The sequence below is a fragment of the Arthrobacter sp. TB 26 genome, assembly GCF_000427315.1.
GTDB lineage: Bacteria > Actinomycetota > Actinomycetes > Actinomycetales > Micrococcaceae > Arthrobacter.
Genome location: NZ_AUPJ01000490.1, coordinates 1 through 12,837, shown reverse-complemented (window position 1 = coordinate 12,837; position 12,837 = coordinate 1). Strand labels below are relative to the sequence as shown.

General features: G+C 65.5%; 11 protein-coding genes and 1 tRNA gene. 7 read left to right on the top strand and 5 right to left on the bottom strand.

Features of this window, described 5'->3' with window-relative positions; translation table 11 throughout:
* Positions 1 to 18: 18 nt before the first annotated feature.
* The 4 genes from K789_RS0119105 to K789_RS0119090 form a co-directional block, all read right to left on the bottom strand.
* Positions 19 to 501 (bottom strand): pyridoxamine 5'-phosphate oxidase family protein, encoded by a 483-nt coding sequence (locus tag K789_RS0119105; protein ID WP_024368152.1) that lies wholly within the window; start codon positions 499 to 501, stop codon positions 19 to 21.
* A 122-nt stretch (positions 502 to 623) separates the two neighbouring features.
* Positions 624 to 2,147 (bottom strand): APC family permease, encoded by a 1,524-nt coding sequence (locus K789_RS0119100; RefSeq protein ID WP_024368151.1) that lies wholly within the window; start codon positions 2,145 to 2,147, stop codon positions 624 to 626.
* A complete protein-coding gene (locus tag K789_RS0119095) occupies positions 2,144 to 3,058 on the bottom strand; it encodes a universal stress protein (RefSeq protein ID WP_024368150.1) in 915 nt (304 codons plus the stop codon). The genes K789_RS0119100 and K789_RS0119095 overlap by 4 nt, the downstream gene beginning before the upstream one ends.
* 45 nt (positions 3,059 to 3,103) lie before the next feature.
* Entirely contained in the window at positions 3,104 to 4,522 is a 1,419-nt protein-coding gene (locus K789_RS0119090; RefSeq protein ID WP_024368149.1) for a flavin monoamine oxidase family protein, read from the bottom strand.
* 170 nt (positions 4,523 to 4,692) lie between these two features.
* Between K789_RS0119090 and K789_RS0119085 the strand changes: the two genes are divergently transcribed.
* Positions 4,693 to 5,382: a TetR/AcrR family transcriptional regulator gene (locus tag K789_RS0119085; RefSeq protein ID WP_024368148.1), complete on the top strand. Its 690-nt coding sequence runs from the start codon at positions 4,693 to 4,695 to the stop codon at positions 5,380 to 5,382.
* A gap of 78 nt (positions 5,383 to 5,460) precedes the next feature.
* Here K789_RS0119085 and K789_RS0119080 read toward each other — a convergent pair.
* Positions 5,461 to 5,543 (bottom strand) — tRNA-Leu (locus K789_RS0119080).
* 418 nt (positions 5,544 to 5,961) lie between these two features.
* Here K789_RS0119080 and K789_RS0119075 point away from each other — a divergent pair.
* The 6 genes from K789_RS0119075 to K789_RS0119050 form a co-directional block, all read left to right on the top strand.
* Entirely contained in the window at positions 5,962 to 6,702 is a 741-nt protein-coding gene (locus K789_RS0119075; protein ID WP_024368147.1) for an FhaA domain-containing protein, read from the top strand.
* Positions 6,699 to 7,178: an FHA domain-containing protein gene (locus K789_RS0119070; protein ID WP_024368146.1), complete on the top strand. Its 480-nt coding sequence runs from the start codon at positions 6,699 to 6,701 to the stop codon at positions 7,176 to 7,178. Before K789_RS0119075 ends, K789_RS0119070 begins: the two co-directional genes overlap by 4 nt.
* A 2-nt stretch (positions 7,179 to 7,180) precedes the next feature.
* Positions 7,181 to 8,950: a PP2C family serine/threonine-protein phosphatase gene (locus K789_RS0119065; protein ID WP_024368145.1), complete on the top strand. Its 1,770-nt coding sequence runs from the start codon at positions 7,181 to 7,183 to the stop codon at positions 8,948 to 8,950.
* Positions 8,947 to 10,398 carry an FtsW/RodA/SpoVE family cell cycle protein gene (locus tag K789_RS0119060; protein WP_024368144.1) on the top strand — a complete coding sequence of 484 codons (1,452 nt, stop codon included), beginning with the start codon at positions 8,947 to 8,949 and terminating at the stop codon, positions 10,396 to 10,398. The genes K789_RS0119065 and K789_RS0119060 overlap by 4 nt, the downstream gene beginning before the upstream one ends.
* Positions 10,395 to 11,852 (top strand): peptidoglycan D,D-transpeptidase FtsI family protein, encoded by a 1,458-nt coding sequence (locus tag K789_RS0119055; RefSeq protein WP_024368143.1) that lies wholly within the window; start codon positions 10,395 to 10,397, stop codon positions 11,850 to 11,852. Before K789_RS0119060 ends, K789_RS0119055 begins: the two co-directional genes overlap by 4 nt.
* The coding region (locus tag K789_RS0119050; protein WP_024368142.1) for a protein kinase domain-containing protein at positions 11,849 to 12,837 on the top strand (989 nt) is incomplete at its 3' end. The genes K789_RS0119055 and K789_RS0119050, both read left to right, overlap by 4 nt.

The following is a 12,837-nucleotide window of genomic DNA, read 5'->3' as shown; positions in this document are numbered from 1 at the left end:
CCCGCCGCGGCCCGGGGTCTACAGTTCCACGGTGCCGCTTTCGCCCACGCTCATCCGGCTGTGCATGACCTTGGACTTGACCCACTGCAGCACGGTCGCGGCCGTTCCGCCCGGGCTGGTCCAGTACTCGGCCGAGTCAGAGTCGACGTGCAGCAGCACCACCTCCGGGGTGTCCGGACCGTCCGGGAACCAGGCCTCGACCATCTGGTTCCAGAGCTCGTGGATCTTCGCGCGGTCCGTGACAACCTCGGCCGTTCCGGCCACCGACACCCATTCCGTGCCCTTGCCGAACGAGACATTGACGCCCGGGTGCATCCGGACATGGGCTACTTGGGAGGTGGTGGCGGACGTGAAGAACCACATGTCGCCGTCGTCCAACACGTCCTGGACAGCCAGCGGCCGGCTGACCAGTGCGCCCGTTTCATTGACGGTGGTGAACATTCCGATCCGCGAATCGTTGATGATGTCCGTAACTTTGCTGATGTTTTCTGCGTCCGACATGCTGTCACCTCGTTCTGGTTCCGAACGGGGGAAGGTCCCCCTCCCGCCAGCCTATTGGTAAGTGTGCTTACTTTCCAAGGGCTGCCGGAAGGAGGACCTTCCCGGTTCGTTGCTGCCAGGGCTCAGTAGCCCTGGGGCAGGACCTTGCCCTTGAAGAACTCCGGCCGGATCTTGTACATGACCAGCATGAGCACCACGCCCAGCAGGATAACGCCCATGCCGAGGATGAACACGAGGCCAATGCCGCCGACGGATGATCCGGAACCGTACGCCGGGTCCATTGAGTCATAAGCGGTCTTGAAGAACATCACCAGCAGGATGACGCCGCCCAGGAGCGGGGAGAGGAACTTGAAGAAGAACGCATGGGCCCCGCTGAACGCCTCGCTCCGGAAGAACCAGACGCATGCCAGTGCGGTGATGCCGTAGTAGAAGCAAATCATCATGCCGAGTGCGGTGATGGTGTCCCACAACGCGTTCTCGGAGGTGGTCCGGGTGATCACGTAGAACGCCGCGGCGGCAATGGCCGCCGCAATGGTGGCGTAGCTCGGGGACTTGAACGTGGGGCTGATCTTGCCGAACTTCGCCGGCAGCGCCTTGTAATGGCCCATCGCCAGCAGTGTCCGGGCCGGTGACACGAACGTCGACTGCAGGGACGCGGCCGAGCTGCTCAGGATGGACAGGGACATCAGGATGGCGAACGGACCCATGACCGGTCCGGCGAGGACGGCGAAGATGCTGCCCTGGTTCTCCGGGTTTCCGGCGCCCAGGCCTTCCTGTCCGATGCCGGCGAAGGACAGCGTCGCAAGTGCGACGGTCATGTAGATGATCACGATGACGAGCACAGTGACGGTGGCCGCGCGGCCCGGGGTTTTCTCCGGGTTGCGGGTTTCCTCGTTCATGGTCAGGGTGACGTCCCAGCCCCAGTAGATGAAGATCGAGAGCGAGACGCCGGCGGCGAAGGCCGAGAAGGAACCGACGGCGAACGGGTTGAACCAGTCAGGGGTGATCGCGGTGGCGTCGAAGGCCGTGCCGTTGGCAACGTGGCTGAAGGCGGCGACGGCGAACCAGCCGAGGACGATGAGCTGGAACGCAACCAGCACGTACTGGACACCCTTGGTGGTTTCCATGCCGCGGTAGGAGATCCAGCACGCCAGCGCGATGAACACCAGCGTGGTGGCGATGTTCAGGGGCAGGTTCAGGGTCAGGTCAGCGAGTTCGGGATTGCCGAAGAGCTGGGCCAGCATGAGGTAGAAGAAGTCCACCGCCACGGCTGCCAGGTTGGACAACACAATGATCGTCGCGGCGATCAGTCCCCAGCCGCCCATCCAGCCGATCCACGGCCCAAAGGCCCGCGAGGCCCAGGTGAAGGAGGTTCCGGCGTCGGGCATGGCGTTGTTCAGTTCCCGGTAGCCGAACGCGACGAGCAGCATCGGAATGAAGCCCACCAGGAAGATGGCCGGCAGCTGGACGCCGACCTCGGCGACCGTGGGGCCAAGGGCCGCGGTCAGGGTGTAGGCCGGGGCAATACAGGACACACCGATGACGACGGCGCCGATCAGGCCCACCGATCCGGCCTTGAGGCCCTTGGCGCTAAGTCCTGCTTGCGTGTCGTGCGAGGTCTTGGCCGTCGCGTGTTCGGTGCTCATTGGTGTGCCTCTCGGGAGGTTTCATTCGACGTTGAATGGTTCTGGTGCTTGAGTTCGTAGCCGCTGGGCACCACGAGCATCGGAACCGGGAGGGCGCGCAGGATCCGGTTGGCGGTACTGCCCAGAAAGATGGAGCGGGCCTGGGCCAGCCGGCTCGAGCCAATCACCAGGACCTCGCCGTCTTCCCAGTCGAGGCCGTCCACAGCCTCTTCAATGCTCCGGCCCTGCGCCACGACAACATCCATCCTGGCGGCCAGCTGGACGCCCGACGGGCTGACCGGCGCGGCTGACGCGACGGTCTTTTCCGCGTACTCGCGCGCGGCTTCCGCAGCGCCGGTCGGGTCGCCGCCGTCGAGCGCGAGCAGTGACACCACCCGCAACGGGACCCCCCGGTTCGCCGCCATGCCGATGGCGAAGTCGAGCAGCTTCCCGGCTCCGGCCCGGGTGCCGAGTCCGCAGCTGATGCGGGTCAAGGCCTCCGTGCGGTGGTAACCGTGGGGTGCCAGGGCCACCGGAACGGTTGAGGCGTGGAGCAGTGCGCTGGCCACCGAACCGATGGTGAAACGCTTGAACAGCCCTGCGCTGGTGGCCCCGATGACGAGAATGTCCGCCCCGAGCTCCTCCGCCGCCTCGATCAGCGCCTGGGCATCGGAGTCCCCGGTGCGGACGTGCGCCTGCGCCGGGACGTCGGCCGGAACGAGGGCGAGGGCCTCGTCGAGCCACTGGCGCGCCTGTTCGTTCAGAAGGTTCTCGAAACCGGCCTTGGGTGCATGGGCGGCGCCGAACTGCTGGACTTCCGGCACCACTAGCACCAGATCCAGGCTGGCACCGCGGCCCCGTGCCAGCGACAGGGCCAGGTTTACGGCATCGTGGCCTCTGGCATTGGCTGAATACCCCACTACGTATCGCATCTGGCCGATCCTCTCTGAGCTGTTGCGCGGGTTGGGTGAAAGGGACTAATTGGAGGCCACGGAGGCACGGTCTGCCGCTGCGACGATCCGGGCTGCCGTGTGGCGGCCCATCCGGACGGCGCCGTCGACGTGCTGGTACCCCTCTGCGGCGAGGTCGGAGGAGGACCAGTAGATCGGCCCGACCGGCGCGTGCTGGTCCTTTCCGTACCGGTGCAGTCCACCAAGGTCGTAGCTGGAGGCATAGGCGCCCCGGGTCCACTCCTCGGAGCCCCAGTCCGACTCGTAGTACACCTCCGGTTCGAGGGCCTTGTCCCCCAGGAAGCCGGCCATCGATTCGAGGATGGCGCGGCGGCGGTCCTCGGCGCTGAGCTCGAACATGGCGTCGGCTTTTTCATCCGAGACGAAGCCCACCAGTGTCCCGCGGGGGTCTTCGTGATTGGTGTTGTCGTAGACCTCCTGGACCAGGGCGCCGGCTCCGAAGCAGGTTCCGGAGAGGCCGTCCCCGCGCCAGAACGGGGTGCTGTAGACGGCATGGACCTTAATGACCAGGCCCAGCGACTGGTGCTGGTGCATCTGGTGCTGGCGGCGCGGCAGCGGCGGGTTGAAGGAAACGCGGGTGTAGAGGTTCGGGGGCACGGCCATGATGACGAACCGCGCAGTCACGGTGGCGCGTTCGGAGATGGCGGTCACCCGCTGGGCTCCGTCTTCGCCGGTTCCTTCAGTTCCCGCGGCCGGGGCCGGCGCCCAGTTGATGGTGCGCACCGGACTGTCGAGGACGACGTCGTCGCCCAGTTCGGCGGCGATCAGGAGCGAGACCTGCTGCATTCCCCCGACGACGCGCTTGTCGAGGATGAAGTCCTCGTCGGTGAGGTGGGTGAAGGATCCGGCGGAGGCAGCCATCAGCACTGCCTGCAGGGCGGAGAAGGCGTGGGCCGGCTTGGTCAGCATGCCGCCGGCAATGAACAGCCCGATGTTGTTGCAGGCTTCCTCGTCCGAGGAGTTCTCCCGCAGCCAGTGGTGGAAGGAGATGGTGTCCAGCTCGCGGGCCTTGGGATGCGCCCACGGCTCGGTGGGGCCGATCTCGGCGGCGAGGGAATCCAGCAGGGCGGTGAGTTTGTCCATCTCGGCGGCGGTGGTTTCGCTGACGGGGAAGGTGTCTCCCGTATATAGGGTGCGCTTGCCGTCGGAGCCGATGTAGACGGATTCGCCGTCACGGTAACGGGAATAGGTCTTCAGGCCAAGGTCGTCGAGGAGCGCCAGGAGTTCGGTCTGGTCCGGGGAAACCCACTGGCCGCCGATTTCCAGCATGGCGCCGTCGATCGTGTCGGTCCAGGTGCGGCCGCCGACACGGTCGCGCGCCTCCAGGACGGCCACGCTCAGGCCGGCCTTCTTCAGTTCCCGGGCTGCGGTCAGCCCGGCGGGGCCTGCTCCGACGATGACGACGTCGCGGTCAAGTTCCAGCATGATGTCCTCTCTGTGGCCGCCAAGTGATGCGGACCACTAAATGAATGCCATTCATTTAGACTCGACTATAGACCCTTCGAGTGCGTCAGGGAAGACCTCATGCCTAAGAAATTTCGCCCGTAAAGTAGGGGCAGAATGGGAGGGCCCCATCAACGGCAGAAAGGCCAGGAATGCCGGCATCAACCAGTGCCCCTGCGGATCCGCACCGCCAGGATGCCAAACCGCGCCGCCGGGTGGGCAGGCCTGCTGCCGCCGTCCTCGACCAGGACGGCATTACCGCGGCGGCGCTGCAGCTCATCGGGAAGAGCGGCTATGACGGGTTCACCATGGCGGCATTGGCGCGGACGCTCAATGTGGCGCCGTCGGCCCTGTACAACCACGTCTCGTCCAAACGGGACGTGCTGGTCCTCGTCCAGGACCACCTGACCTCGTTCGTGGACGTGTCGGCCTTCGACGCCGAACCGTGGGACCGGGCCGTGCGCAGTTGGGCCTGGAGCTACCGCGACGTGTTCTCCAAACACACGCCGCTGATCCCGGTGATCGCCGTGCTCCCGGTGACGGACGCGCCCAAGACGCTGGCCATGTACGAGGCCGTCAGCGCAGGATTCAGCCGGGCCGGTTTCCCGCAGGAGCGGATTGTTTCAGCGATCGTGGCACTGGAGTCCTTCATCTTCGGCTCGGCGTATGACGTCACCGCCCCGGCGGACATCTTCGACTCCGGAAGCATGGCGGCCTCGACGCCAAATTTCACCGCGGCCGTGGCGCGACTGGCCGATCAGGGGTACGCGAACCAGGCCGACGTCGCTTTTGAGCTGGGCCTCGACGCGCTGGTCACCGGCTTCGGCGCGCTGCGGGCATAGGCGGGGCCAGGACCCCGGCGTAGGCCGCGCCAGACAAAAAAGAACCCCGGTCCGAAGACCGGGGTTCTATTGTTTGCGTGCGCGAGGGGGGATTTGAACCCCCACGCCCTTTCGGACACTGGCACCTGAAGCCAGCGCGTCTGCCGTTCCGCCACTCGCGCGCAACTTCTTCCACTCAATCGTGGCCCGGAATCCGGACCACCAACCTCGTAAAAGCAGCGAGATCAAGCATAACGGACAACAGCGGGAAAACACCAATCGGCCCCCGGAGGGACATCGCCGGGGACAACCGGGGGACAACAACAGGCCAGGAACAAGGCAGTAGCGAGGGCCGCAGCAGAACCACCCAGGCTGCCCGAGGCCTTCCCCGCCGGGCGGACGGGGTCGATGTCAGCGCATGTCAGAGCCGGTCTGCCGCAATTTTCCGGCACGGAGTGGCGACGCGCATTAAGGCCATTCCCAGACTCGCCCAGTAGTATCTGATGTAGGAGTGCCCGTTACCAGCGGGCTCCCGCAGATGTGGGAAACCGAGTTCCGGAACGAATGCTGCCCTGCAGCCGTCACGAAAGGAGAAGGACCATGGGATTGCTGGACAAAGTCGAGCGCGGCATCGAAAAGGCCGTCCGCGGAGTCTTCTCCACCGGTTCTCGCGCCCAGGTTGAGCCTGTCGAGATCGCCAGCCACCTCCGCCGCGAGGTGGACAACAAGGCCATCACCATCGCCGCGGGACGGACCCTCGCCCCCAACGTCTTCGATGTCCTCCTCAGTGACGCCGACTTCCAGCGGGCCCAGGAATGGGGCACACCACTCGCCGAAGAACTGTGCGATGTGGTCATCAACCACGTACGCAGCCAGGGATACACCCTCCAGGGTCCCGTCCGGATCAGCTTCCGCCGTGACGAGGAACGCCGCGCCGGAGACTTCGAGATCAAGTCACGGACCGAAAAGACCTCGTCCCCCGCGCAGCCGGCGGCGCACGGCGGCATGCCTGCCGCACCGACGCGCATGCCCTCCCGGATGCAGCCTGTCCTGGACATCGACGGGCAGCGGTACTCCCTGAACGCGCCCTCGATCGTACTGGGACGCTCGTCCGAAGCAGACATCCTTATTGATGACACCGGCGTTTCCCGCCGTCACCTGGAAATCCGGACGGGAACGGGCACTGCCCAGGCCGTCGATCTGGGCTCCACGAACGGCAGCTACGTCAACGGCCACAAGATTGTGGGGTCATCGGAACTCACCGACGGCACGACGATCACTATGGGACGGACCAAAATCATCTTCCGCCTTTTGCCCGCCAACCCAGGCGGCCGCCGGTGAGCGAACTGACCATCACCGCCCTGCGCTTCGGTTTCCTCCTGCTCCTGTGGGTGCTGATCTTCAGCATCGTTGCCGCCATGCGCCGGGACCTCATGATCGGCCGCAAGGCCGCGGCGGGCGCCCCGACGGCGCGGCAGGTGCGCAAGAACCCGGCCTTGGCCGAACCGGCCGCCCCCGTCAAGCAGCAGCCTCGCCAGCTCGTCGTCACGGAGGGTCCGCTCAAGGGCACCACGATCCCGCTCGCAGCGAGCCCCATCCTGCTCGGCCGTGCCCAGGAAGCCACCCTCGTGCTGGAGGATGACTACGCCTCCGGCCGCCACGCCCGGCTGTTCCCGCAGGGCAGCCGCTGGTTCATTGAAGATCTAGGCTCGACCAACGGCACCTATCTGGCCGATCAGCAGCTCACCAGGGCACTGCCGGTTGAGTTGGGTGTCCCCGTGAGAATCGGCAAGACGGTCATCGAATTGAGGCCGTAGCCATGGCTGCCCCGGATCTTCCCGCAGACCAGGCAAAAGGCAAAACAACTGCCTCCAAGCGGCCGCTCATCATGCGTTACGCCGCGCGTTCCGACGTTGGCCGGGTGCGCGCGAAAAACGACGACTCCGCCTACGTCGGCCGCCACCTCGCCGTCGTTGCCGACGGTATGGGCGGACACGCCGGAGGCGATGTCGCCTCTGCCGCCACCGTGCTGGACATGATCCATCTCGACAGCGACGACTATGACGGCGACGCCGGCACCATCCTGGCCGACGAGATCCAGACCGCCAACTCACTGCTCTCCGAACTCGTGCACATCAATCCCAAGCTGGCCGGGATGGGAACCACCGTCACGGCCCTCCTGCTGGCCGAAGGCAAGCTGCACTTCGCCCACATTGGTGACTCCCGCGCGTACCGGCTCCGGAACGGCGAATTCGAGCAGGTCAGCGTGGACCATACGTTCGTGCAGCGCCTCATCGACGAAGGCCGCCTCCGGCCCGAAGAAGCCGAAACCCATCCACACAAGAACGTCCTGATGCGCGTCCTCGGCGACGTCGACGCCAGCCCTGAACTGGATCTGGCAACCCTTGACGTCGAACCGGGTGAGCGCTGGCTTCTCTGTTCCGACGGCCTGAATTACGTTGCCGGCCACGTTGTAGAGCGGACCGTCCGGGAGACCAAGGACCTGCGTGAATGCGCCGAACTTCTGGTCGATCTGACCCTTGAGGCCGGCGCTCCGGACAACGTCACCGTCGTAATGCTGGAAATCGCCGAACAGACCACGGACGACGTCCGGACGGCCGCCGTCGAAGTTGTCCCGGTCCCGTCAACGTCCACCGTGACCGCGACCGTGTCCGAAAGCGATACCCGGCGGCCCGGAAGCACCTTCGGCGCGGCTAATACGGCCGGAGAGCCGCAGAAGACACGCGACGCCGCCGGCAAGACCGGCGGATCCGCGGCGGTTCCCCTGGCCGCCGGGGCTGCAGCAGCGTCCTCTGCCCGGCCCCTGGCCCCGGAATCTCCAAAGTATGCCGGTGCGGCCGCCGATAAAGCGGCCGGCGGTGCCGGCGAAAAAGGAGAACCTGAGGCCTCCACCGATCCGCACCTGGGTGAGCATCTTTCCGCCGAGGTGCTCCGCGAGGAGCTTGCCAGCCGCCCCCACGAACTCGTGGGTGCCGCCGCCACGGCCGCGGAATCCGGATCCATCCCCACCATCGCCGGACGCACCATGGCCCGCCGGGCAGCGACCGTCCTGACCCACAAGTCTGAGCAGGCGAAGGAAGAAGCCGAGGAGTACAGACCAGCCAGCCGGCCCCGCCGCTGGGTGACTGTCTCCATCGCCGCCGCCATTGTGGCACTACTCGCCCTCGGGCTGTGGCTGGGCTACGCCTGGACCCAGACGCGGTACTACATCGGAGAGCAAGACCAGCATGTGGCCATCTTCAACGGGGTCTCCCAGCGCCTTGGACCCATCCAGCTCTCCACCCTCGAAACGGTGACCGAAATCCGGATGTCAGATCTGCCCGAATTCTCCCAGCAGCGGGTGCGCCAGACCGTGCCTGCCCGGGACCTCTACGATGCCCAGCGGATCGTCAAGAACCTTGAGCGCACCGGCACCACCGCCCCCGCGGACGAGTGCATCACCCCGTCCCCGACGCCCGCTACCCCCGGTGCGACTGCGACTCCGGGTGACACGGCGAGTCCTGGCGCGGCCGGGACTGCCGCACCATCGCCGTCGGCGACGGCTCAGATCTGCGAGGTGGCCAAATGACCCCCATCGATCCCACACCCAGGCCGCGGCGGAATGTCGAACTTGTCCTGCTGGTCCTGGCCCTCGCCGTCGGCATTGGCGCCAACGCCCTGGTCGGCGTGGACCGGCAGAAGGCCTTCGACACTGACTTCTGGTTCCAGTCGAGCCTGCTCGCCGCTGCCGCCCTGGCATTCCACATCGTGCTACGCATCCGGGCGAAATATGCCGATCCAGTAATTCTTCCGTTGGTGGTGGCCCTCAATGGTCTGGGCCTCGCCATGATTCACCGGTTGGACCGGGTCGGGGAAGACACGGGAAACAACCAACTGCGGTGGACTCTTGTGGCCATGGCTGTTTCCATCGCTGTCATCTGGTTCGTCAAGGACCACCGGGTCCTCCGCCGTTTTACGTACATCTCGCTGGCCATCAGCGCGGTCCTGCTGATCCTGCCGCTGGTTCCCGGCATCTCCGCCGGTGAAATCCTCGGCGCGCGGGTCTGGATCAAGTTCGGCTCGATGACTTTCCAGCCCGGTGAAATTGCCAAGATCACGCTCGCCATATTCTTTGCCGGGTATCTTTCTTCCAACCGGGATCTCATTCTGCTGGCCGGCCGGAAAGTCGGGCCCATCCAGTTCCCCCGGTTCAAGGACATGGGCCCCATGCTCGCCGCCTGGCTCGTGAGCATCGGGGTGCTGATCTTCCAGCGGGACCTGGGCTCCTCGATCCTGTTCTTCGGCCTCTTCCTCGTGATGATCTATGTCGCCACAAGCCGCATCAGTTGGGTGATCATCGGCGTCGGGCTCATCGCTGCCGGCGGCTTCGTTGCCTCCAAGGTCTTCTCCCACGTCGCCCTGCGGATTGACGGCTGGATCAATGCCTTCACCGACGAGGTCTACGGACGGGAGTTCGGCGGGAGTTTGCAGATCGTCGAAGGACTATTCGGCATGGCCAACGGCGGGCTGGTGGGCACCGGCCTCGGCCAGGGACGCCCCAACCTGGTGCCCTTCGCCAACAGCGACATGATTATTGCCTCCTTCGGCGAGGAACTGGGGCTCATTGGCCTCTTCGCGATCGTCCTGATGTACCTGCTGCTCTTCACCCGCGGCTTCCGCGCCGCGCTCGGCACCCGGGACGCTTTCGGGAAGCTGCTGGCCACCGGGCTCTCCTTCGCCATTGCGCTGCAGTGCTTCGTCGTGATCGGCGGAGTCACCCGGCTCATTCCCCTCACCGGTCTCACGACGCCGTTCCTGGCCGCGGGTGGCTCGTCCCTGCTGGCCAACTGGATCATTGTTGGACTGTTGCTGATGATCTCGCACACGGCCCGCGGCCCGGTGGACACGACACCGCTGGCCCCCGGCGAACAGCCCGATCCTCAGAAAGTAGTTCCCGCCATGCCTTCGAAGCCGGCCGCCGTGCCCGGCACCGGACGGAACAGTCCGGACGCCCCCACCGAGGCGGTGAAGCTGTGAACCAGGCCATTCGCAATTCCTGGATCGCTGCGATCGCGATGTTCGTGCTGATCTTCGGTGCCCTTAGCTACGTCCAGGTGGTCGGCGCCGACGAACTGGAGGCCAACGCCTGGAACAAGCGCACCCTCCTGCAGAACTACTGCAACGACCGCGGCGCGATCATCGTTGGCGGCACTCCGGTGGCGGAGTCCGTCGCTGCCGCGGAGAGCTGCAAGTTCCAGCGCACCTACACGCAGCCGGAGCCATACGCCGGGATCACCGGCTATTTCTCCAGGAGCTTCGGCGTCACCGGGCTGGAGAAAACAATGAACAAGGAGCTCGCGGGCAGCTCGGACCAGCAGTTCCTGGACCGTGTCGGCCAGCTCTTCCTGGGCAACCAGCCCAAGGGCGCCTCCGTGGAGCTCACGCTGGATCCCAAGATCCAGAAGCTCGCCTTCGACCTCATCCCGGATGGCCAGCGCGGATCGATCGTGGTGACCAATCCGAAAACCGGCGCGATTATTGCCATGGTCTCCAAGCCCTCCTACGACCCCAACCTGATCGCCACGCAGGATCCGGTGGCCGAGGCTGCCAACTTCGCCGAGCTGAACAAGGTCCCCGGGATCAACCTGAACCAGAATGTCAGCGGACCCACGGGGGCACTGCTGGCACCGGGCTCGGTCTTCAAACTCATTGACACGGCCGCTGCCCTTAACTCGGGAAAGTACAACAAGGACAGCATCCTGCCCAACCCGGCGGAGATGTCCTTCCCCGGCATCGAGTACAAGCTGCCCAACTACGCCGGTGGCAACTGCTACACCCGCGATAAGGCGACTTTTGCCTTCGCACTGCAGCAGTCCTGCAACACCCCGTTCGCCAGCATCGCGCTGGATCTGGGGCAGAAAGCCATTGCCGACCAGGCGGAGAAGTTCGGCTTCGGACAGGACTTTGGTGACCAGCTGAAGCTGGACTCCGCGCCGAGCTTCTTCCCGGTCGAAAAACTGGATGATGCCAGCCTGGCGCAGTCGTCGATCGGCCAGCGCGACGTCCGGGCCACCCCGCTGCAGATCAACGAGATGACGGCCGCGATCGCCAACGGCGGAGTGCAGATGCAGCCGAACCTGATCAAAGCCGTGCGCTCCCCGGACCTGAGGCCGATCAGCGAACCGAAGCCCCAGGTGCTGCGGACGTCCACTACACCGGACATCGCCCGGCAGATCAACGAATGGATGGTCAGTGTCGTCAGCGACGGCATCGGCCGCGGGGCGGCCGTGCCCGGCGTCAAGGTGGCCGGGAAGACCGGCACCGCGGAACTCGGCAACGGCCTGAACAACTCATGGTTTACCGGGTTTGCCCCGGCAAATGACCCGCAGGTGGCTGTCACTATCGTCATGGAAGGCGTAGATATCACCACCGGCGCAAAGCTAACCAGTCCGAACGCGAAGAAGATCTTTGAGGCGGTGTTGAATAAGTGAGGCCTTCATCAGGAATCACCCTCGGCGGCAGATTCCAGCTGACGACGCGTATTGCGATCGGCGGCATGGGAGAAGTCTGGAAAGCCAAAGACCTGATCCTTGGCCGCATTGTCGCCATCAAGGTGCTCAAGGAGGAGTACACGGGTGATCCCGGCTTTCTCCAGCGGTTCCGGGCCGAGGCCCGCCACACCGCGCTCCTGAACCACGTGGGCATCGCCAATGTCTTTGACTACGGCGAGGAAGAAGGCTCCGCCTATCTCGTCATGGAACTGGTCCCGGGCCAGCCGCTGAGCAGCATCATCGAACATGAACAGGTTCTCTCCCCGGACCGCACCCTGTCCATGATCGCTCAGACGGCGCGGGCCCTGTCGGTGGCCCATGCCCAAGGCCTGGTCCACCGCGACATCAAGCCCGGCAACCTGCTGATTACCCCGGACGGCCGCGTCAAGGTCACGGACTTCGGCATCGCCCGGCTCGCGGACCAGGTCCCGCTCACCCAGACCGGGCAGGTGATGGGAACCGCCCAGTACCTCGCCCCTGAGCAGGCCACCGGTCAGCTGGCTACCGGCGCCTCGGACATCTACGCCCTCGGTGTGATCGGCTACGAGTGCCTCACCGGACGCCGCCCCTTCTCCGGCGAATCGCAGATCGCCATCGCGTTGGCCCAGGTCAATGACGCGCCGCCGCCGCTGCCGGAGACCCTCCCGAAGCCTGTCCGCGCCCTGCTGATGTCCATGCTGGCCAAGGACCCCAAAAACCGCCCGGCCGATGCGCTCAAACTGTCCGAGGCTGCCGAAGCCATCCGTAACGGCGACATCGCCGCTGCGCACGCCGCGGTTCCAGGCATGCTCCTGTTCGAGGCAGCAACCGGACCGATCACGGCCCCGGTGGACCTTCCCACCGCAGCAACCGGTGTCATCGGCGAGGCGGACCGCTCGACGTCGGCCACCTCCGCGTTGCCGGTGGTCGGTGCCGCAGGGGCGGG